This window comes from Thermus hydrothermalis, from assembly GCF_022760925.1.
Classification (GTDB): domain Bacteria; phylum Deinococcota; class Deinococci; order Deinococcales; family Thermaceae; genus Thermus; species Thermus hydrothermalis.
Window position 1 is genome coordinate 106,644 of the sequence record NZ_JAKTNT010000001.1, and the last position, 21,414, is coordinate 128,057.

The 21,414-nt window shown below is 68.0% G+C and carries 15 protein-coding genes; 11 read left to right on the top strand and 4 right to left on the bottom strand.

All coding sequences use genetic code 11. The features are described from left to right. Positions 1-80 precede the first annotated feature (80 nt). The 8 genes from L0C60_RS00565 (at position 81) to L0C60_RS00600 (ending at position 5,660) form a co-directional block, all read left to right on the top strand. Positions 81-266, top strand: coding sequence for a polyphosphate kinase (locus L0C60_RS00565; RefSeq protein WP_234507808.1), 186 nt, complete (start codon positions 81-83; stop codon positions 264-266). A gap of 8 nt (positions 267-274) precedes the next feature. Further along, a complete protein-coding gene (locus L0C60_RS00570) occupies positions 275-772 on the top strand; it encodes a SixA phosphatase family protein (protein WP_234507810.1) in 498 nt (165 codons plus the stop codon). A gap of 357 nt (positions 773-1,129) precedes the next feature. Next, the gene (locus tag L0C60_RS00575) at positions 1,130-1,534 is read left to right on the top strand and encodes a hypothetical protein (RefSeq protein WP_234507812.1); all 405 of its coding nucleotides are present in this window, start codon (positions 1,130-1,132) and stop codon (positions 1,532-1,534) included. Continuing rightward, complete coding sequence (locus tag L0C60_RS00580) at positions 1,504-1,926, top strand: hypothetical protein (protein ID WP_243092382.1); 423 nt, start codon at positions 1,504-1,506, stop codon at positions 1,924-1,926. The genes L0C60_RS00575 and L0C60_RS00580 overlap by 31 nt, the downstream gene beginning before the upstream one ends. A 39-nt stretch (positions 1,927-1,965) precedes the next feature. Next, positions 1,966-2,520: a hypothetical protein gene (locus L0C60_RS00585; RefSeq protein ID WP_234507815.1), complete on the top strand. Its 555-nt coding sequence runs from the start codon at positions 1,966-1,968 to the stop codon at positions 2,518-2,520. Positions 2,521-2,680: 160 nt separating this feature from the next. Further along, positions 2,681-3,166, top strand: coding sequence for a YbjN domain-containing protein (locus L0C60_RS00590; protein ID WP_234507817.1), 486 nt, complete (start codon positions 2,681-2,683; stop codon positions 3,164-3,166). A 110-nt stretch (positions 3,167-3,276) separates the two neighbouring features. Then, positions 3,277-4,809, top strand: coding sequence for a hypothetical protein (locus tag L0C60_RS00595; RefSeq protein ID WP_243092383.1), 1,533 nt, complete (start codon positions 3,277-3,279; stop codon positions 4,807-4,809). Between the two features lie 5 nt (positions 4,810-4,814). Continuing rightward, positions 4,815-5,660 (top strand): hypothetical protein, encoded by an 846-nt coding sequence (locus tag L0C60_RS00600; RefSeq protein WP_234507821.1) that lies wholly within the window; start codon positions 4,815-4,817, stop codon positions 5,658-5,660. Positions 5,661-5,704: 44 nt separating this feature from the next. Here the strand turns inward: L0C60_RS00600 and L0C60_RS00605 are convergent, their stop codons facing one another. Beyond that, the gene (locus L0C60_RS00605) at positions 5,705-6,052 is read right to left on the bottom strand and encodes an ArsR/SmtB family transcription factor (protein ID WP_234507823.1); all 348 of its coding nucleotides are present in this window, start codon (positions 6,050-6,052) and stop codon (positions 5,705-5,707) included. Between the two features lie 186 nt (positions 6,053-6,238). On the opposite strand from L0C60_RS00605, the gene L0C60_RS00610 reads away from it, so the two are divergent. The 3 genes from L0C60_RS00610 (at position 6,239) to L0C60_RS00620 (ending at position 10,350) form a co-directional block, all read left to right on the top strand. Next, entirely contained in the window at positions 6,239-6,721 is a 483-nt protein-coding gene (locus tag L0C60_RS00610) for an arsenate reductase (azurin) small subunit (RefSeq protein ID WP_234507824.1), read from the top strand. 10 nt (positions 6,722-6,731) lie between these two features. Then, positions 6,732-9,317, top strand: a complete 2,586-nt coding sequence (locus L0C60_RS00615) for an arsenate reductase (azurin) large subunit (protein ID WP_234507826.1) — start codon at positions 6,732-6,734, stop codon at positions 9,315-9,317. 88 nt (positions 9,318-9,405) lie between these two features. Next, positions 9,406-10,350 carry a YbgA family protein gene (locus L0C60_RS00620; protein WP_234507828.1) on the top strand — a complete coding sequence of 315 codons (945 nt, stop codon included), beginning with the start codon at positions 9,406-9,408 and terminating at the stop codon, positions 10,348-10,350. Here L0C60_RS00620 and L0C60_RS00625 read toward each other — a convergent pair. The 3 genes from L0C60_RS00625 to L0C60_RS12750 all read right to left on the bottom strand — a co-directional run bounded on the left by L0C60_RS00625 (position 10,347) and on the right by L0C60_RS12750 (position 21,408). Further along, positions 10,347-11,864, bottom strand: coding sequence for a hypothetical protein (locus L0C60_RS00625; protein WP_234507830.1), 1,518 nt, complete (start codon positions 11,862-11,864; stop codon positions 10,347-10,349). The two genes, L0C60_RS00620 and L0C60_RS00625, sit on opposite strands and share 4 nt — an antisense overlap. A 1,475-nt stretch (positions 11,865-13,339) precedes the next feature. Beyond that, on the bottom strand, positions 13,340-18,733 hold the full coding sequence (locus L0C60_RS00630) for a hypothetical protein (protein WP_234507832.1): 5,394 nt from the start codon (positions 18,731-18,733) through the stop codon (positions 13,340-13,342). Continuing rightward, positions 18,730-21,408, bottom strand: coding sequence for a hypothetical protein (locus tag L0C60_RS12750; RefSeq protein WP_267962790.1), 2,679 nt, complete (start codon positions 21,406-21,408; stop codon positions 18,730-18,732). The genes L0C60_RS00630 and L0C60_RS12750 overlap by 4 nt, the downstream gene beginning before the upstream one ends. Positions 21,409-21,414: the final 6 nt, after the last annotated feature.

Consider the following 21,414-nt stretch of genomic DNA (forward strand, 5'->3'; position numbering starts at 1 on the left):
TTGTAAACCGGCCCAGATTCTGAGGGTATCGTCTCTCCATCGGCTTTCCTCGGAAAGCCCTAACCAGAGCGCAAAAGCGCTTGGTTAGGGTAGTTTACAACCGATTTGAGCTCCTTTTCCCCGTATTGGACAAGGAGGCGAAACGCAAGGTGCTCAAGGTCCTGAAGCGGCAGATAAGGGACGACCGCAACGGCTTCCTCCTCCTTCCTGAGGGGGAGCGCATCCTTTGGGGAGGCCGCCACGATGCCCAGCGCCCGCTCGGGTAGATTGGGGCATGGAGCTTTTCCTGGTCCGCCACGCCCTGGCCTTGCCGCCTGAAGGGGAAGGGGAAAAGGCGGACGACGAGCGGCCCCTAGCCCCCAAAGGCGTGCGGCGCTTTCGCAAGGTGGTCCGGGGCTTGAAGGCGCTTGGGGTTTCCCTGAACCTGATCCTCACGAGCCCCAAGCGGCGGGCCTTGGAAACCGCAAGCCTCCTCGCCGAAGGCCTTGGCGGAGAGGTCCGCCTCACGCCGCACCTCCTGGGCCCTCCTGGCCGGGCGCTTCTGGACGAGTTGCCCCAGGAGGGGAGGGTGGCTTTGGTGGGGCACGAGCCCTTCCTCTCGGCCCTGTTGGCCCTGCTCCTCTTCGGGGACCTCATGGGGGCTTCCGTGGAGGAGATGGTTTACGAGCGCTTGGCCTTTAAGAAGGGTGGGGTGGCTTGGCTAAAGGGGGAGGCCAGGCCCGGCGGGCTAGTCCTCCGGGCGTTTTTGCCGCCCAAGGTCTTCCGGGTGTAGGGGGGCGGGGCGGTCAAATCCCGCTACTGGGTGGCCTCGAGCCTGCCCTCGGCCGTTCCAACCCCCTTTCTAGGAAGTAAGGGTTAGGAAGGTCTATCTAGAGAGCAGCCCCCTTCCCGTGGAGCCCTCGAGGCGAAAGAGGCACAGGGCCCAGGGCGTTTAAGGGATATGTAAGCCGCCCTGGGCAGGATAGCGCTTGAGGACCCCTAGGGGTCAGGGAAAGGGGAGGGGCCACTTGGCTTGGGGGGATTGTCCGTTCTAGACCTTTGCCGCGCCTTCCCTCTTCCCCCTCTCTAGGGGTCCGGAACGGGAAGTGCTTTTTGACGTGCGTGCTAGACCCAAACGGAGGAGGCCCTGATGGAAACCCTGCGGTACCATCCCTGGCAGGTGCGGGCGGCCCTCCTCCGGCTCCTCCTCGGGGGCGGGGCCGCCCTTTGGGTGCTTTGGCTCGTTTGGCTCTTGGTACGGGAAGGGGAGGCTTGGGCCTGGGCCCTTGGGGTGGGGGTTCTCGTCTTCGCGCCCCTTTACGTCTACCGGACAGGGGTGGCTCCCCTGCTTCGGGCGGGCCTCGAGGTGGTCCTGGAGCCCGAGGGGATCCGGTACTGGGGGCGGTACTACGGTACTACCCCAAGGGGGCCTTCCGGGGCCTTGTGGGCCCTTTTGGCCCCACCAAGCCCTGGGGCCCCCTCCATCCCTTCCGGCTGGACTTCGGGGAGAAGCTTCCTCTTCCCTTGGACCTCCCGGGTTGGGACCGGCTCCTAAAGCACCTGGGCCAGGACTGGACCGAGCACCCGGGGCTTGCCCTTTACCTGAGCGAGGCCCGGGGGATGGGCTGGCTCAACGGCCTCCTCCACCCCCCGGAGGAGGTCCTGCCGGTGTGGGAGCAAGCCCGGGCGCAGTACCGGCGGGAAATGGGGTGGCTCTGGGGGGTAACTGCCATCTTCCTCCTGGGGGTGGCGCTGGTGGCGTGGGACGCCAACTCTCCCTTGGGCTACCTGGGTCTCTTCTGCCTCGCCCTTTCCCTTTTGGCTTGGCTTTTCCTTTGGCACAGGCTCTTCGGCCTGGGCGGCCATCGGGGATGGGCGGTCCGGTCCAACCCTCTGGCGGAGGCCCGGAGGGGGGAGGGGGGCGTTTGGCGTTTAAGGATTGTGTAAGGGCAGGCAGCTAGGGTGAGGGGTGAAAGGAGGTATCCGATGTGGAGGAAAGCGGTTTGGCTTTTGGCTATGGCCCTTGGGGCCTGCAGCTTCCCCTTCAACTACACCCTCAACCTGTTGGAACAGGGATTGCCGGGAGACTTTTTGGAGGGCACGTTTCAGGTGCGGGCTGGGGGCATTGACCCGAACCCCAAAACCATCGGGCCCCATCCCGTTTCGTATACCCCGGATAGCCGGGTTAGCCTTTCGGGGGCGAGCCTCGAGTACCGGGTCTGCTTCACCTCGGAGACACCTGGGGCAACCTTCAGCGGCTCGCTGACCTACGCCGCTTACCTCGGAGGAAACGAGGCAGGCTTCTTCAGACAGGAGAACTTGGTCGCCCAGGGTACCAAGGACGTGGCGGGGCTCACCAGCGGAGGGGTGTGCGTGGAGGGCCAGGCCAACCTGAGTCCCGAGCAGGTTCAGGCGGTGGCGAGCAGGCGCTTCTACGTGGGTGCCCAGATTAGCGGGGACGCCGCCAGCAGCCAAGAGGCTACCATCCGCTACCGGGCCGAGGTCTTCCGCTTGCACCTCTCCGGTACTGTACGCCCCTAGGTGGGCAGATGAGGCCCTTTGACGATGTAAAGGCTTTGCTGAAACCGGCCTTGGCGCAGTCGCTTCAGCTCCTTGAGTGGGTCTGGCCTACCCAAACCTTGCGTCCTATACGAAGCGGCAAAACCCCTGTACGCGCTATCCCACTATTGGAGGTGCGCTGATGCGGTGGGCCCTGGCCGGAATGGCCCTCCTGGCCCCTGTCCTGGGCCAGGAGGTGCGCACGGAAATCACCCCCCAGGGCATGGAGGGGCTTCTCGGGTCTTTGGGCTGGAAGTACCAGCAGGTCTTCAACTGGGGAGTTTCCGTGGAGTACGAGGTGGAGGTGGAGGGGCAGAAGTTCCGCCTTTTCCTGGCGGACTGCCAGGGGAGGGAGCCCCGTTGCCAAAGCCTTCTCCTCAAGGTCCGGCCCGATTTGGCCGAGGGTCCTTCCTTGAACCACATCGCCAAGGTCCTGGCGTGGAACCGGGAGTACCGCTTCAGCCGGGCCTACCTGGACGAGGGGTTTTACCCCGTGCTGGAGGCGGACCTGCTGCTGGAAGGAGGTGTGACGGACAGGGCCATCGTGGCGTTCCTGCTCATGTTCCTGGAAAGCTGGCAGGAGTTTTACGCCTACATGGGTGGCGGTCTGAGTGGGGAGGAGAGATGAGGTGGCCCGCTTGCCCCTATACCCGCCTAGCGGCGCCCTTCCTTTGGTGGAAGGGCTTGCAGGGTTTGAGGTTCCTTGGGCTGCTTCTGTTTGTAGGCCTGTGGGGAGGCTTGGCGCGGGGTCAGGGAGGCGAAACCTTCCGGGATGCTCTGCATGGGTTTTCCCTTTTCCTGCCTACGGGCTACAGCGTGAGCGTGCGGGACTATGGCCTAGTGGTGGGGGACCTCGAGGCCTTCCTCCTCGTCCGGGGAATGCCCCTAAAGGCCCCCCGGGAGGCGGTGGCCCCCCTTTTGCAGGAGGCGCAGGCCATGGCGAAGGGCAAGCCCCGCCTTTTCTTCAAGGGCGTGCCAGGGGGGCTTCTCCTTTTGGCGCAGGGCCTGGCCTACCCCTACCGCCTGGCCCCCAACCTACCCCTTGAGGCCTTCCGGGACCCTTTTTTCGGCGGCCTCACCTACGAGGCGGCCCACCTCCTCTTGCCCGGCGACCGGCAGGTCCTAGCGGTTAGCGTTTACCTTCCCGCGGGCGCAAGCCCTGGGGTGCGAAGCCGCGCTTACCAGGTTCTACGCTCCTTGGAGTTTCTCCCTCCGGATGCCCGCATGGCCTACGGGGTGCAGAAGGTTTACGACCCCCTTTTGGGCATGGAGGCCTTCTCGGTGAAGGTCCCCAAGGGCTATACCTTTCAGGGAGCGCTGGTGCCCACGGGCGAGGGGCCTTCCCTCCGCCAGCTGGCCTACACCCTCCAGGGTCCTGGGGTTCTGCATCGGAAGGACGTGCTCTTCCTGGTGGCGTCCGGCGTGCAGACGGGCATGGGGGGCAACGCTTCCACCATTTTGGGCTGGAATGGGCAGAAGGGTCTCCTTTCTGGCTTCCTCTGCCCCACGAGGCCCGAGGAGGTGGCGCAACTCTTGGTGCAGCTCTGGGGGCAGGAACGAGGCCAGGCTTGGCAGGTGGTGAAGCTAGAGCCTTCCCCCTCACCCAGTGGCCGCATCGCCCGCCGCCTCGAGGAGCTTAGGGCGGCGGAGGAGGCGCAGATGGACAGCTATCTCATGCAGATGCCGCGCGGGGGCCAGTGGGTCCGAGCCAGGTGGGACCACATCCTGGAGGCGCGGTCAGGGGGGCTTTCCCGCGAGGCCTACTTCCGGGGCGATGTCCTGGCGAGCCAGCAGGCGGACTGGGGGGCGGCGAGCGGGTTGTGCCAGGTGCGGCTGGAGGTCATCCTGCGGGAGGGAACCCCTTCCGCCCTGGCCCAGAACCTTCCCGCGTTCCATGGCTTTCTCCTGGGGATCCGGGCCCATCCGGAGTGGCCCTGGCTCGAGGCCCTGAGGGCCCGCCAGGCGAGCGATGAGGAAACCCGGAGGGTTTTGGCCATGGTGCGCCAGGGGGAAGAGTTCAACGCCTGGATGCGGCGTAGCTGGACCAACCTCCTTTCGGACCAAACCTACGTGCGGGATCCGAGCACCGGGGAGGTGTTCAAGGTCTACAAGGAGTCCTTCCGCACGGGGACCTTCTGGCGGGAACCGGTCTTCGGCGGCCTGGTGGGGGCGGTGGACCGGGGAAGCCGGCTGGAGGAGCTTCTCCGCCAGGAGGGTTGGCGGCAGCTAGAGGAAAGCCTTTCCGGCCTTCCCGGCACCTGGAGGCGCTAAGGGGGATGGTGCTCGCCTACCACCCCTGGCAAATCCGGGCGGCCCTTCTTCGCCTCTTGGGCGGCATCCTGGGCTTGGCCCTCCTCCTTTGGGCGGGGCTTGCGGGCGGGGGCTTCCTCGCCCTCCTCGCCCTCCTGGGGGCGGGAGTGGGCGCCTTTTACCTCCTCCGCACCGGGTGGGAGCCCCTAAGGCGGAGGCGCCTCCGGGTGGAGCTTCTGCCGGATGGGGTGCGGGTGGGCGGGGCCTTCTACCCCAAGGGGGAGTTTTTGGGCCTCGAGGACCCCTTGGGCTCCTGGACCTGGCTGGAGGAGCGGCCCCAGGCTCTCCAGCGCTTTAGGCTCCACCTGGCCCCTCCCTGGCAGAAGGGGCCCCTCTTCCGCCTGCGCTTCCGCACCGGGGCCCTCCCCTTGCCCCTGGACCTTCCCGGGTGGGACCGGCTCCTTAGACACCTGGGCCTTTCCTGGCGGGAACACCCGGGGCTATCCCGCTACCTCGCCACGGCCAGCGGCCCCGCCTGGCTCAACGGCCTCCTCTACCCTCCGGAGGAGGCCCTCGAGGGGTGGCAAGAGGCCCGGAGGCGCTACCAAAGGGCCTGGGCCTGGATCTGGGCGGGCGTGGGGCTGATGGCGGTGGGGTTTGGCGTGGGCCTCTGGGCCCTAGCCCCGGTTTGGGCTAGGGTGGAGGGGTCCGGGGAGGTGGCCCTCCCGATACCGGCCCTTGGGGTTGGGGCCCTTCTGGTCCTTTTGGGCCTTTTCGTGGGCGGCTGGGCCTTTTTTGCCGCCTTCAACGTGGGCCGGGGCCGGCCAGGCTGGGCGGTAGCCTACAACCCCCTCTGGGGGAAGCACCCCTAGGCGTTTTTGCGCAGGGCAGGCTGGGTGGAAGGGGAGGGAGTCCCCTACACCGCCCGCTCCAGCGTCCGTTCCGCCTGGCGCGCCAGGGCCAGGAGTTCCTGGGCGAGGCCCTCGAGGGCCCCCGGCCGCAGGCGGAAATAGGTCCAGCGGCCCACCCGTATCCCCTCCACCAGGCCCGCTTCCCGCAGGATCTTCAGGTGGTGGCTCACCGTGGGCCCAGAAAGGCCCGTCCTCTCCTTCAGGTGGCAGAAGCAAACGCCAAAGGCAGTGCCGCACCGGGGGTCGCGGGCGGTGTGCTCGTCCGGAAGCTCGGCGAGCAGCCGTACCATGGCCACCCGCGCCGGGTGGGCTAGGGCCAATAGGCGGCTTTCCAAGAGATCCTTCTTGCGCATACTGTTCATAGTTTAGCAAGGTCCTGTGCCTCCCATAAGCATGGGGGCAACCAAAGTGCCGGTAGCCCCCAGACGGGCATAAGGCATACCCCTGGTGGGTATTTCGGAATGGGGCCGTCCTATTGACAAATGTCCCATCCGTTTGATATCGTTCAATCGCAAAAAGCAAGGGAGGAGGTAAGCCATATGACGCAAACATTAACCCGTAGGCGGTTTGTGCAGCTCTCGGCGGCAGCCACCGCCCTTTTCGCCGCCGGGGGCAAGGCCCAGCTCTGGTACGCCCCAAGCCTCACCTACCCGGCGGTGAAGGTGGCCAACGTCGCCCAGGTGCGGACGGGGGAGCCCATCACCTTCAACTACCCGGACGCCTCGGCCCCCGCCATCCTGGTGAAGCTGGGCCGGCCGGCCTTGGGCGGGGTAGGGAAGGACCGGGACATCGTGGCCTTCTCCGCCCTTTGCACCCACATGGGCTGCCCCGTGCAGTACGAGAAGGGGCGCTTTATCTGCCGGTGCCACTACTCCATGTTTGACCCCGCCAAGGCGGGCCAGACCTACCAGGGCCTGGCCAGCTCCTGGCTCCCGCAGATCCCCTTGCGCATTGACGGCAAGGGGGACATCTACGCCGTGGCGGTGCAAGGCCTCATCTGGGGCCGGGTGAAGAATGTCTAGGAGGTGAAGGATGGCGCTTATCCCTCGCAAGGACCAGCTCCCCATTCCCCCGAAAAACGCCAAGGTCTACAACCAGGTCTGCCAGTACTGCAATGTGGGGTGCGGCTACAAGGTGTACGTCTGGCCCGTGGGCGAGCAGGGCGGCCCTAAGCCCAACCAGAACGCCTTTGGCCTGGACTTCACGAGCCCCCAGCCGCCCCTCGCCGGGCAGAGCTACACCGAAACCATGCACGCCATCACCGTGGGCAAGGACGGCCGCCAGTACCACGTGGTCATCGTCCCCGCCAAGGACAGCCCCATCAACCGGGGCGACTACTCCATCCGGGGCGGTACCAACGCCCTCACGGTGTGGAGCCTGGACCGGGGCACCCAAGACCGCCTCACCTATCCTCTCCTCCGGGTGGGGGACCAGTTCCAGGCCATCACCTGGCAGGACGCCCTCACCCTCATGGCCGGGGTCATCAAGGGCATTCGCGATCGGGACGGCAACGACGACAACATCGCCGTGAAGTGCTACGACCACGGGGGCTCAGGCCAGGGCTTTGAGGACAACTACGCCGCCGGCAAGCTCTTCTTCTCCGCCCTGTCCGTGAAGCACATCGCCATCCACAACCGCCCGGCCTACAACTCCGAGGTCTGGGGTAGCCGGGAGCGGGGCGTGCACGAGCTCAACTACACCTACGAGGACGCCCGCCTGGCCGACACCATCGTCCTCTGGGGGGCCAACTCCTACGAAACCGCCACAGTCTTCTACGTGGAGCACATGCTCCCCAACCTGCAAGGGGCCACGGTGGCGGAGAAACAGGCGGCTTTTGAGCGGGGGGAGCCCGCCGAGCCCGGGTACATGATCGTCATTGACCCCAGGAAGACGAGCTCCTACACCCTGGCGGCCCAGGTGGCTCCCGACCGGGTCATGCTCCTCCAGCCCAACCTGGGCACGGATTACATCCTGGCCAACGCCATCGCCCGCGTGGTCTGGGAACGGGGCTATTACGATATGGCTTACCTCCAGGCCCGCACGGACATGGCCCTCTTTGAGGAGTACAAGCAAAAAAGCCTCAAGCTCGGGGTACCCTACGCCGAGTTCATGCGGGAGGTGGAGCGCATCACGGGTGTGCCCCGTGCCCAGATTGAGAAGGCCGCCGACTGGATTGCCAAGCCCAAGGCGGGCCGGTTCAAGCGCCGCACCCTCACCATCTACGAGAAGGGCATCATCTGGAACATGAAGAACTACGACCAGGTGGCGGCCATCGTGCAGCTCGCCGTCCTCACCCACAACATCGGCCGCCCCGGCACCGGGTGCGGCCGTCAGGGCGGGCACCAGGAGGGGTACGTGCGTCCTCCCGCCCCCACGCCCGGCTCCATCTACCGCGGCGGGCCCCCGGTGAACGTGGACAAGTTCCTCACCGACGGTAAAGGCAAGTTCTACTGGGTGATCGCCAACGACCCCTACCTCTCCACGCCCAACAACCAGGTCTTCCGCAAGCGGATCCACGAGCGCACGGAGAAGCTCACCAAGGCCCTGGGCGAGGGCGGGGAGCCCGGGACCATCCAGGAAAGGGTGCAGAAGATCCTGGATATCCTCTACAAGGATCCCGACGCCCTCTTCCTGGTGGTCCAGGACATCTACATGACGGAAACCGCCCGGGACGCCCACCTCATCCTGCCCGCCGCCGGCTGGGGCGAGGCCAACGAAACCTCCATCAACTGCAATAGCCGCCTCCTCCGCCTCTACGAGAAGTTCATGGACCCGCCCGGGGAGGCCAAGCCCGACTGGGAGATCTTCAAGTGGGTGGGCCTGCGCATCGCCGAGCTCTACCGGGCGGAGGGTAAGCACCAGGAGGCTGCCAAGTTTGAGTTCGGCAAGAACTGGCGGACGGACGAGGACGTCTTCCTGGCGGGGGCCGAGGAGTTTGCCGACAACCGCGTGAGCGAGGAGGACGAGGCCAAGCTGGAGGCGGAGAACTACAAGGGCGTCACCTACAAGCTCCTGAAGGAGCTGGGCCAAAAGGGCATCCAGACCCCCGTGCGCCGCGACCCCAAGACCGGGAAGCTCGTGGGCACGGTGCGCCGCTACACCTACAAGTTCGGCACCGAAGACGGCAAGTTCAAGTGGTACGGCACGGACGACTGGGAGGGCTACCCGCAGGAGGTGGCCAAGTACCTGGAAGGGGAGAAGGCGCAGAAGTACCCCTTCTGGGTCACCACCGGCCGGGCCCAGACCATCTGGCAGACCGCCTACCACGATCGGCACCTGCCGGAGAAGGCCATGGCCCTGCCCCTCCCCTACGTGGAGGTGAACCCCGAGGACGCCAAGCGCCTAGGCCTCCAGTCCGGGGACCTGGTGGAGGTCTACAACGAGGAGGGGAACGGGACCTTCGTTGTGTACGTCACGGATGCCGTGAAGCCGGGGATGCTCTTCCTCGTCATGTACCACTGGCGGGGCACCTCCAACTCCCTAGTTTCCGGCTACACCGATCCCAAGACCACTATCCCCTGGTACAAGGGCACCCGGGCCGCCATCCGCAAGGTGGCGGGGGCCATCCCCTCGGTGCAGCAGACGGCGAGCTTCCTGCAGCAGAACAAGTTTGACTAGCCTGCGGGAAACCCCTGCCCCCCAAAAGGGGGCAGGGTTTGTTTTCCCCCCTACAGGGAAGGGGCTTGGGGCGGGCTAGGATGGGTCTGTGGAAGGTTCTTGGCCCAAGCCCCGCCTGGTGGTGAGCGCCTGCCTGGGCTTCGCCGCCGTGCGCTACTCCGGGGAGCTCATCCCCGACAAGGTGGTGGCGGCCCTGAGGGAGCATGTGGACTTCGTTCCCGTCTGCCCGGAGGTGGAGATCGGCCTCGGGGTGCCGAGGCCCACGGTGCGCCTGGTGCGGGGGGAGGGGGGCTCGAGGATGGTCCAGCCCCGGACGGGGGAGGACCTCACGGAGAGGATGCGGGCCTTCAGCGAGCGCTTCCTTGGGGGCTTGGGTCCGGTGGAGGGGTTTATTCTGAAAAACCGCTCCCCCACCTGCGCCCTGAAGGACGCTAAGGTCTATGCCCGGGCGGAGGAGGGCGGGGTGGTGGGCCGGGGCCCGGGCCTCTTTGCTGAGGCGGTGGAGAAGGCCTTCCCCCTCCTGCCCAAGGAGGACGAGGGGCGGCTTTCCAGCGCCCGCATCCGCGCCCACTTCTTCACCCGCATCTTCGCCCTGGCGAGGCTCCGCCGGATGGCGGACCTGGCGGGCCTCATGGCCTTCCACGCCCGCTACAAGCTGCTCCTCCTCGCCTACCACCAAGGCGGGGCGCGCCGTCTCGGGCGGCTCCTTGCCGAGGCCAAGGGGAGGCCCTTTTCCGAGGTGCTCCGGGCCTACGAGGAGGGCTTCCTCCTCGCCACGCGGCTTCCCTTCCGCTTGGGCCCCATGGCGGACGCCCTCCTCCACGCCTTTGGCTACTTCAAGAAGGCCTTGACCCCCAAGGAAAAGGCGCACTTCCTCGGGCTCCTTTCCGGCTTCCGGGAGGAGCGGGTGCCCCTCGAGGCCCCCCTCGCCCTCCTCCGCTCCTGGGCCCTGCGCCAAGACGAGCGCTACCTCCTGGACCAGGCCCTCTTTGCGCCCTACCCCGAGGCCCTCATGAGCCTGGCGAGCTCCTAGCGGATCCTCGCCCGGTAGCAGACCTCCCCCCCTTCCCCCGGGCCCACGTTCCCCACCTGGACGCGCACCAACCCCCCTTGGACCTCCCCCGCATCGTCCCCGCTCTGGGCGGTGAGGTGGAGGGTGCTTGCCCCGTGGGCCCAGCGGATGGCCCGGTTGCTGTAGTCCGGCACGTTGGGAAGCGCATCGGTGAAGAAGGGCACGGGGTCCGTGAGGGTAAAGCCCGTGACGGGTGCCGTCCCCAGGTTCTGGTAGGCGATGCAGTACTCCAGAACGTCCCCAGGCCTACCCTGGGCCGTGTTCCCGAAGGAGCCGTTTTGGGTCACGTTCCGCACCCGCTTGGTAAGCCGCACCTCGCCCCCCGTCACCTGCAGGGTGTCCGTGACCCCGTCGGGCTCCGCCACGGCCGGGTTGTTGCTCCAGGCGAGGGCGGAGCGCAGGAGGAGGATGTCCACCGCCCCGGCGGGCTCCCCGGCGGGGACGAGGGCCCGGACCTCGAGGGCGCACGCCTTCAGGCTCCCGTCCGCCTCCCGGGGCCAGGAAGGCCCCACGCCGAAGGTGTAGGGCAGGGCTTGCCAGTCCTCCCCGGGGCCGAAGACCCCGTCGCAGTTGGCGTCCAGGCGCACCTGGTAGGCGTAGCGGGGGGCGTTGGCGGCGCTCAGGGTCACCGTACCCAGGGTGCCCGGGGTGTAGGTGTGGGCGAAGGTGTGGGTGCCGGGGGAGGTGGTCTGGCCTGACCCGTCCGGGTAGAAGCGGCTATCCCGCACCACCCCGAAGTTGCGGCTGAGGGTGGTGCCGGCGAGGCTTGCGGCGCTTCCCAGGACCGCAACCGCCCCGGAGGAGGCGGCGCCCGTGGCGTCCTGCCAGCCCGTTACCTTCTGCGCCGTGCTCCCGTCGTTCCAGCCCGTGGCGGGGCGCAAGGGGTGGGAAAGGGTGACGTTGCCCCAGGCGGCGGGAATGTAGAGCCGATAGTAGCCGTTTCCGTCCGTGAGCGTGGTGCGGGTGTTGCTCCCATCCGTGGCCCGCACCTCCACGTTCCCCACACCCCTTTCGCCCCCGTTTTGGAGGGCGTCGTTGGCGCTCCCGCCCGAAAGGCCATTGTCCAGGAAGACCCGGCCCTCCACCACGAAGCCGCGGAAGAGGCCGAAGAGGAGGCCTTGCGTGTCGCCGCTCACGTTCACGGCCAGGCTCCCCGTGGCGGGGTTGATGAAGAGCCAGCCCGCCGGAGGCGTGGGGGTGGTGTCGGCGGCGTTGCTGTTCGTGTCCAGCACCAGGGTGTAGCTCCCTGGGGCTATTCCCTGGAAGGTGAAGGCCCCGCTTCCCGGGTTCACCTGGGCGGAGGCCACCAGGTTCGTCCCCGAGAAGAGCTTGACGTAGACCGTGGCGCCGTCCGTCCAGTCCTCCCCTGGGCCCTTGAGGCCGTTGGGCTCCCGGTCGTGATAAACGGTCCCAGACACCGAGAAGCAACTCCTGTAGGAGGGCCAAGGGGCAAAGGCGCTTTCCGATACGGTCATATTTACCCCTGATGCGCCGGGTTCACCTTGGTGATTGGCCGAAAACGGAGAACATCCAGTGCAGGGGCGGTAGGCACCTCCGGCCCCGCCACTCACGTCAACGCTAGCCCCGGAGGAGAAGTTCCTAAGGACGATACCTCCGCCGCCTCCTCCCCCTGCTCCGTGGGGGTCTGGTGCGGAGGATGAGCCGTAAACGGCATCGCCACCCCGGCCCCCGCGTGCCGAAAGGGATAGGGTGCTCTGAGGAGTTTCGCCCAGCAAGGTCACAATGGTTCCCCCGGCCCCTCCTCCGCCGGAGGCGTCCTGGTAAGCGTTTCCTCCAGGTGCGCCGTCAGCCTGTATCAGGCCTGGGCCGCTGACCTTTCCGCTGGCGAAGAAGACGATGCCCCCACCCCGTCCCCCATACGGATTGGCGTTGTTGTTGGCGTCTCCTGCTCCCCCGCCCCCTCCCATTACCAGACGCTCAGGGTAGAAGTTCCAGACCCCTCCGCCAAAGCCACCCATGTCTCGCGCGCCACCGGTATCTCCGACCCAGGTGTAGCCTCCGCTGCCTCCACGGCCACCGTTGCCTCCCCCGCCGCCACCGGAGTTGTGCCCTATTCCAGACCCCCCTGCGTTGCCCGGGGCACCCCTCCCGTGGTCGCCACCAGGGTATCCCTGGCTGGTATTAGTGATGGCTTGGCTTCCGTCCCATAGTCTCCTAGGGGTTCCAACGACGCCCTCGCCTTTATGGGCTCCATAAGCCCCGTCATCGGAAGCTCTAGTGTAGAGGGTGGACCCGTTTACCGTCCCTCTAGCCAGGTTGTGCCCTCCTCTAAACCCCGCTCCCGTGGCATCTAAGTGTGGCCCGGCCCCGCTAAAGGTTGTGGTGCCCCACACATCCAGGGCTATAATCCCGCCCACGGTTCCATTCCAGGGAAAGGCTTTCACGGTGCCGGATATAGTGAGGTTGCGGTACCGAGGTACACGCACAATCTGGTAGGCAAACCGTCCACTACCCTGGCCGTTGGTGCAACCGGGATTAGTGACCTCTTGGTTTCTGTACGTGTATCGCAACGGGGAGTTCAGGGTGAGGGTTCCTCCAGAAACCGAAACCACGGTTCGAAACTCGTACTGCCCGGCCTGAGGTGTGCCCATAAGGCCCCCCGCATAGTCCTCCGTGCGGGTACCTCCCGTGCCCCCGTTACCCTGCCCGTCCCCGTAGCGGTTGTTGTTTTCGCAGTTGATAGTGGCTCCCTGCATCTGGATGATGAGGATGAGGTCTCCAGGCTGGATGGGAGGGGCGCCCGTGGGCTCTGGTGAACCAGAGAGCTGGATCGTGGTCGTCCCTGCGGGTAGGTAGGACGGAACCGCACTTCCGCCATAGTAGCTGTTGAGAATCTGGGTGCCTGCGACGATGCCGTCCTGAAGAGGGCACATCTGGGAAAAACCTAAGGATAAGATTAGCCAGGCTAGTTTGGAAGAGTAGGCCTTTTTCATCGGCTACCTCCAAAGAAGTCTAGGCGCAGGTAGAAACCTTCGGGCTGGAAGAGGGTTTCCCCGAAGCCGTAGCCCAGGTTGAACCAGAGCCCGTCCAGCACCCTGAGGCTTCCCTCCACGTTGTAGGCCAGGCGGTCCTGGCCCGTGCCGGGTTGGAAGAGGTAGTAGAGGGCACCCCCTAGGCCAAACCGCTCCGTGAGATAGAGGTTGCCGCCCAGGCCCAGTTGGTAGGTGTTGGCCAAGGGGTCTTGGGGCTTCACCCGGTAGGCGAAGCCCGGGCGGAGCTGGAAGCCGGGGCGGTGGTAGGCGAGGAGGGCCTCTCCCTCCAGGACAGGCTCCGCCTCCCAGGTGAGGCGGTGGTAGGTGAGGAGGTTCACCTGGGAGGCGAAGAGGGCGTAGGCCACGGTGAAGCGGGCCCTTGGCTCGGGCAGGACCTGGTAGGCGAGGTCGGCGGACAGGGTGTTCTCCTCGTCCAGGCTTCCCGCCGCTCCCCCTTTGAGGACAAGCTTGGTTTCCTGGCCCAGGGAGGTTTCCGCCCCTAGGGTGGCCACGAAGTCCGCCACCTTGTAGCGGGCGGCGAGGCCGAAAGCGGTGAGGGTTTCCCCGGTCTGGAAGCGGCGCTCAAGCCCCGCCGAGAGGTTCAGGCTCAGGCGGTCCGTGAGGGGGAAGGGGGCCTCGAGGCCGAAGCGGGCCCGGTTCCCCTCGCCGCTTGCCGTGGGGAGCTCGTAGGCGAGGGCTAGGTTGGCGTCCCCCAGGCGCTGGCGGAGGCCCAGGGTGCCGGAAACCCCCTCGCCCCAGGTGTAGGCCAGGCCCCCTTCCAGGCGGAGGTTCGGGTCCAGGGGCCAGGCGGCGTCCAGCCGGGTGACGGCCTTAGCGGCGCTGAAGGGCTGGGCGTGGGTGAGGAGGGCCCGGGCCTCTCCCTCCTCGTACCCCGCCCGGCCCAGGAGGGCCCAGGCCCCCTCGTCCCACATGTAGCCGAGGCCAGCGCCTAGGGTGAAGGGGCGGGGCCGGTACTCCAAGAGGAGGGCGGTCTGGGCCGGGGTGGCGTGCTCCAGGGCCACGCCCAAGGGGCCTCCCTCGTATGCCAGGCGGGCCCCTCCTTGGAGGGCGGAAACACCCTGGGCGAGGTCCTCCGCCCGCAAGTCCCCCCGCAGGCGGATGGCCCCAAACCGGGCGTCCGCCCCGAAGGAGAGGCCGAAGCGGCCCTCCTGGTAGGTGGCCCTGAGGCTCAGGCGCTGACTCCCGGCCTCGTAGGTTGCCTCGGCCCCGTAACGCCAAGCCCCCAAGTAGGCGGCGGATAGGCCGAAGCGGAGGCCTTGGGCCTCGTAGACCCCGGACACGCCGTAGCCCAGGAGGTCCCTGGGGGCCTCCTCGGGGGCGTAGGCCGCCAGGAGGTAAACGGGGCTCAGGTCCGGGGTGGTGGGGAAGAGGGGCCGGGAAAGCTGGAGGTTCCCCAGGTCGTCCACCACGTAGTCCTTGCCGGGCACCAGGCGGGTTTCCCTGGACCCTTCCACCAGGGTGAGGGTGAGGGTGCCAGGCTTGGGCCTACGGGAGAGGCGGTAGAAGGAGGTGCCGTCGGGCCGGATGACCTCCTCCACCGTGTCCCGGGGGAGGAGGGCGAGGAAGGCTTCCAGGCGCCCTTCGCCCCGGGTGCTAAGGCGGAGGGCGGTGGCCTCGGGAAGGCCTGCTCCCAAGGGGGCCCTCTCGTAGCTCAGGGAGAACTCCGGCTGGTCGTAGCGGAAGGCCACGGGGTCATCGGAGGTGAGGGGGCGCTTCGCCTCCGTGGCGGCCCCGGTGAGGGGGAAGCGGTCCGTGGAGAGCTTGGTCCCGAGGCCTCCGGCGGTGTCCAGGGCAATCTGCCCCTGCCCGCCCAGGACGGGGCCCTCCGCGTAGGCCCGGGCGAGGCCAAAGAGGCGTAGGTTTTCCAGGGAAAGCCGGGAGAGGCTCGGCCCCAGGGCCACCCCCACGCTCCCCTGGCCGAGCCAGAGGGCCTCCTTGCGCTCCCCGGCGAAGAGGCGGGCCTCACCCTCTAGCTGGTTGAAGCGGGCCTTGACCCGGAACTCCTTGGGGGCGGCGAGGGGCTTGAGGAGAAGCTCGGCCCGGCCGTCCTTGAGGAGGATCTGGTAGCCGGAGAGCTCCAGGAAGGCATCGGGGCTTAGGGGCTCCAGGTCGGTTTCCACCGAAACGGGGCCAAAGCCTGTCTGGAGGCCGTTTTCGTCCAGGGCCTCCACCAGGACCTTAAGGGGCGTGCGCCCGTCCGCCTTGGCCTCCAGGAGGGAGAGCCTCAGGCGGGTGGGGTTCCCGGCGCGGAAGACCTCGAGGCGGTCCTGGGCCACCCCTTCCACCTCCAGAACGTTTAAGCCCACCTCCAGGGGCACCCCGTAGTACTCCAGGCGTTGCCAGCCCCGCCCCTCGTCCAGCTCGGCCTTCCCCAGGCGGTCTTGGCCTATGGGCCTCCCGTTCACCTTGAGGGTGAGGGGGCCCAAGGGGGCTTCCAGGACCACCCGGATGGCGTCCCGGTCCCGGAAGACCTCCCCGTCCCTGGGCTCCCGAATGACCCCCTGCCGCTCCCCTTGGAAGGGCTTGGCCTTCCGGTAGTCCTCCAGGGTCACCTTCCCCTGCAGGTACACCTCCCGCCCCCCGGCGAGGAGGGTCAGGCTGGGTTCGGCCAAGGGGGGGAGGGCCCGCTCGTGGCGGAGGCTAAAGCGCACCTCGCCCTCCTTCCGGAAAGGGAGGCGCCAAAGGAGACGGCCTTCCAGGAGGAGGGGGTCCTCGAGGGGTAGAAGCCTATCCCCCTCCGCCAGGCGGGCGCTTCCCGGCACGTAGGTGGCCCCTTCCGGGACGCTGAAGGCGAGGAGGAGGCCCTCGCCTTCCCCTTCCACCCGGAAGGGCAGGCGCACCTCGGAAAGCCTTTCTGGGATGAGGAGGGGCAGGGCCACCACGCTGGCCTCCGCTGGAAAGGCCGCCGGGGTTTCCCCCAGGAAGGCGCTCGCCCGGTTCACGTGGGCCCCGGGGGGAACCTCCTTCGCCTTCAGGGTGAAGGTGCGCGCCTCCCCGGGGGCGAGGGTGAGCTCCACGTCCAGCCCCTCCATGGGAAGCCCCTTGGAGGGGGTGTCCAGGAGCCGGAGGCGCACGGGGTGGTCGGCGGGGTTCTCCACCCGGAGGAGGAAGGTGGCCTCTGTCCCTTCCAGGACCCTGGGGGCCAGGGCTTCCTTGGTGAGCTTGAGGAGGGCGCGGGCTATGGGGCTTTCCGCCTGCAAAGCGCCTCCTTCGTACCGCAAGGTGGCTTGGCAGAGGCCTTCCCGCTCTTCCCCGAAGCGCACCCGGGCCTCGTAGGTGTGGACCCGCTCGGCCCCGGGGGCCAGGGTCCCCTCAAAGCGGGCGTTGGCGGGCTCCAGGATGTCCGGGCAGGCGTCCTCCAGGACGTAGCGCAAGGGGGCTTCCCCTTGGTTTTTCACCACCAGGCGGTGGGTTACCACCTCGCCCGGCAAGTAGCGCCGATGCGGGGTTTCCCGGGCGAGGGCGGGTTTGGGGAGGCGGACCTCCACCCCCGCTTCCGCCCGGGCCAAGACCTCGCCTTGGTGTAGGAGTTCCGCCCGGTTTACCAAAAGGCCTTCCCCCACCACGCGGAAGGCCACCTCGTAGCTCTTCCCTTGGCGGGGTTCCAGGTAGACCTCCTGGTCCAGGCCGGGCCCCTCGAGGCCCACCCCTCCCAGGTCCCTGAGCCGGACCTGCCCCGCCTCGTCCCCCTCGTTCACCACGGTGAGGCGGAAGCGGGCCTCCTCGCCCTTGGCCACCCTTGGGGTCAGGGCCTCCTTCTTGAGGGTGAAGGTGGCGGGGCGGAAGAAGGCGACCTCGGCCCCCTTTTCCAGGCCAAAGGGAAGAAGCCTCCCCCGCACCTGGTAGCCTCCCAGGGGCCCCTTGACCTCCACGGCGAGCTCCAGGGGGCGGTCCTTGCTCAAGGGGGCGGTGAGGCGGGTGGGCCCCAGGGGCTCCAGTTCGGGGGGGAGGTCCAGGGCGAGCTCTGCCGGGAGGAGGCCTGGGTAGGGGGTGGTGGCGCGGAGGACGAGGCGGGCCGCTTCCCCTTCGGGGCGGCGCTGGGTTTCGGGGGTGAGGGCGAGGCTCACCTCGGGCCGCACCCGGAAGACCACCTCCCGCTCCTCGCCGGGGAGGAGGCGGACCTCCTTGGGGCCCTCCACGGCGGCACCTTCCGCCTCGAGGGCCAGGGGGTAGGTGCCGGGGGTGAGGGAGAAGAAGGCTTCCCCGCTCACCCTGCGGCGCTCTTTGCCGAGGAGGAGGGTTCCCTCTCCCGGGCGCTCGCCCCCAGGCAGGTCCAGGAGGAGGCGCACCTTAAGCTTCGCCTCGGGCGGGGCCACCACGAAGACGGCCTCGCCCCCGGGGCAGCCGAAGCGGACCCTTCCACCCTCCACCACCACCGCCCCCTGGGCCCTAACCTCCAGGAGGCGGTAGCCTTGGGGTAGGTCCAGGAAGGCCAGGCCGTCCTCCGTGAGGGTGGGCTTCAGGTCCAGGGGGTTCCCGGCGTTGTCCACCACCGCCACCCGCCGGGGCCCGGGGGGAACCGCCCGGAAGCGGTCCTGGGCCACCTCCAAGCAGGCCTTCACCTGGAAGGCCAGGGTGTTGGAGTACTGCTTGGCGGTGGGGGGTTGGGCGAAGAGGAAGCGGGTGAGGCCAGGGAGGCGCACGGCGTACTCCGCCCAGGCCCTATCCCCCGAAACGGGGCGCTCCTCCAGGCGGCCATCGGGGAGCGCCACCTGGGCCAAGAGCTCTTCCGGCCCGTCTTCGTCGTAAAAGCGCACGGGGAGGGGGAGGAGGGAAGGGGAGGCCTCGAGGGCGAAAAGCTCCACGAACCGGCCCCGTTCCCCGGGGCGTTGCCGTAGGGTGAGGCCAGCCCCTTGGCCCCGCGCGTCCACCGCCAGGGTCATGGGGTCCAGTTGCACGGCGAACCCCTCCGCCTTCAGGAGGAAGGCGTTCTTGCCAAGCCCCTCAAAGCGGGCCACCAGGCGGTAGGGGGTTTCCTTCTCTAGCTTCCCTTCAAAGAAGAGGACCTCCCGATGGGGCTCCACCCCGACTTCCAACCGCCTCAGGAGGGTTTCGCCCCGGTAGAGCTCGTAGACTGCCTTGAGTTCGCCCTGCCCGCCATCGTAGCGCTCGTCCCCAAGCTCCTCCTGGCCCCTTAGGGCGCTCCGGTAGTCCTGGGGGTCAAAGCCCGGGGAATAGAGGACGATCCGCCCCTCCTCCCCTTGGGGGAGGAGCCAGGCCTCGAGGCGGTCCATCTCCCAGGAAAGGCCGGTGCCCACCAGGGTGGCCTTGAGCGCCACCTGGGCCATGGCCAGGGAAAAGGTGAGGAATAGGGCCAGTAGACGCCTCATGGGTACCTCCAACGCACCTCGGGGTCGGTGAGGAAGGCCTGGCCCACCTCGTAGACCAGGGTTTCCTCCCCAGCGAACTCGGGGTAGTGGAAGGCCTTCTCCCCGCCCTCGGGCAAGGGATCGGTGAGGGTGAAATCGGGGAGGGTTTCGCCGCTTCGCAACTTGAGCTCCACAAGCACCTTTTCTCCCATGCGGAGAAGCCTCTTCTCCACCACGAGGGGCCCCATGCGGAGGACCGTGCTCCTTTCCACCCGCACCCACCCTTTCGGGGGCACCAGGGGGAAGTCCGCCACCGTGGCCCCCTGCACCAGAACCCGCTTCCGGTACCCTTCGCCTAGGTCTTCCGGAAGCGGACGGGGCGGGAAGGGGGCGGAGGCGGGGTCCAGCATTACCTGATGGAGGCCGGAAAGGTCGCGGAAGGCGTAGCGGCCCTGGCTATCCGTGAGGGCCTGGACCCCGTTGGCAAGGAGCACCCGGGCCCCGGGGAGGGGGATGTCCCCGCGGCCATAGACGCCGTCCCCGTCCAGGTCCAGGAAGACCCGGCCCAGGAGCACCCCCCCGAGGGCGAAGGGCCCGGGGTCCACCTGGGCCAGGGCCTGGGCTTGGCCGCTCGCCACCACCGCCCCTTGGCCGCTCAGGCCCAGGGCCTCGGCGGTGTTGATGAGCTCCTTGGGGGCCTGGGGCAGGAGGCGGAGGGCGTAGGTGAGGCAGAGCTTGCCCTTGGCGGGAAGGCTAAGCCCCTCCCACACCAGCTTCCCCTCCACCACCTGGGGCTCCAGGGGCGTGCTCCCCTCGCAGAGCCGGGCGGTGCCGGGCTCGTACCGGGTGCCGGGGGGTGGGGTGTCGGTGAGGCGCACGGCGAGGGGGGCGGAGGAGGGGTTTTCCAGGGTGAGGCGGTAGGTGAGGAGGTCTCCAATGCGCGCCACCCTGGGGCTCACCTCCTTCCGCAGGAGGAGGTTCGCGCCGAAAACGGGGTGCCGCACGGGGTTGGAGGCCACGGGGTTCGGGGCCTCCCGCGCCCGGAGGGTGAAGGCGTTTTCCAAGAGGGCGTCGTCCGGGGTGTCCGCCTTGACCCGGGCCCGGAGGGTGAGGACCGTTTCCCCAAGGGGCAAGGGGTCCAAGGTCCAGACCACCTTGTGGCCTTGGGGGTTGTACACTCCGCCGTGGGAAGCGCTCAGGAACTCCAGGTGCGGGCTTAGGGCGTCCTCCACCACCGCTTGGGCAAGGGGCCCGAAGGCGTTCCGCACCCTGAGGGTGTAGACCACCTCCTGGCCCGGGCGGAGGGTGGTGCCGGCGGGGGGGTCTGCCTCCTTGAGGAGGACGAGGGCCTCCTCCCCCACCGCCTCGAGGTCATCCCAGGTGGCGTTTTCCGCCCCCGTGGCCAGGGAGCGGGCCACCACCTTGGCGGCGAAGGCTGCTGCCCCTTGCGCCCGGTAGCAGACCTTGAGGTCCCGCCGCTCCCCGGGGCCCAGGGCCAGGGGGTTCGGGAGGGGGGTGCCCGCTGGGTCTTCCAGCCAGACGTCCACCCCTAAAGGCACCCCCTCCACCCGCAGGGCGTAGCTATCCCCCACGGTGCCGGCGTTCTCCAGGGTGTGGAGGAAGCAGAGGGGTTGCCCCGCCAAGGCCCTGCCCGCCTGGCGGTCGTCCTGGGAGTCTTCTCCCCCGGGGAGGGCCCTGGGGTTCCCTCCGGGGCCCAGGTGGTGGGCGTAGAAGGGGAGTACCCTCAAGACCGCCCGTCCCTCCGCAGGCCCCCCGGGTCCCGTGGCCACGGCCCGGTTCTCCACGAGGCCCGGAGGCGTGGCGGGGGGCACCCGGAGGCGGAAGGTGAGCGTGGCCTCCTCCCCGGGGAGGAGGCGGGGGAGGAGGAGGCGCACCCCTCGGACGGCGGGGGGTTCCTGGGAGGTCCAGGCCTGGCCGTCAAAGTACTCCACCTGGCCCTTGGGGGCCTGGGCGGAGCCGGGGACGAAGGGGAGGGGGAGGGGGAGGTCCGCCACCGCCACCCCCTGGGCTTCCGACTCCCCCAGGTTGCGCACCCGGAGCACCACCGGGACCTCCTCCCCAGGACGGGCGGTTTGCGGCATGGCCTTCTCCAAGGAGAGGGCGGGGCCTTGGCGGGCCTCGAGGCGGGCCCAGTTCTCCCTGTCCTCCGCCCCATCGGAGCAGCGGGCGATGGGGCTAAGGAGAAGGCTTCCTGTGGCCGCCAGGGGGGCTTTTACCCGGACCACCAGCCTAAGGCTTTCCCCCATGTCCAGGGTAGCCTCCGTGATGGGATGGCCGTCGGGAAGAGCGTCCCCGTTTGGGTCGGGAAAGAGGGCCACCTCTTCGGGGTCAAAGTCCCGGGGGCCTAAGGCATACCCCAGGCCAAAGGTGAAGCGGTCGTTCCCCCCGTTGGTGAGGACATAGGGCAGGTAGGCGTACCCCCCTGGGCTGATGGAGGCTACCTGCCCAGGGCTTTCCTGGGTGCCGTCGGGGGAGAGCTGGGGAAGGCAGAGGGGGCGCACCACCGTTTCCGCCACGTTGGAGAGGTGGCGCTCCTCCCCCACCCAGGCCACCGCCTGGTTGCGGATCACGGTGCCGGCAGGGGTCAGGGCGAAGGCCAGGGAGAGGAGCCAGAGGAGCCCCACCCAGAGCCCTGGGGCAATCCTTCTCCTGGCCTTCACGTCTCGCCGCATCATCCCTAA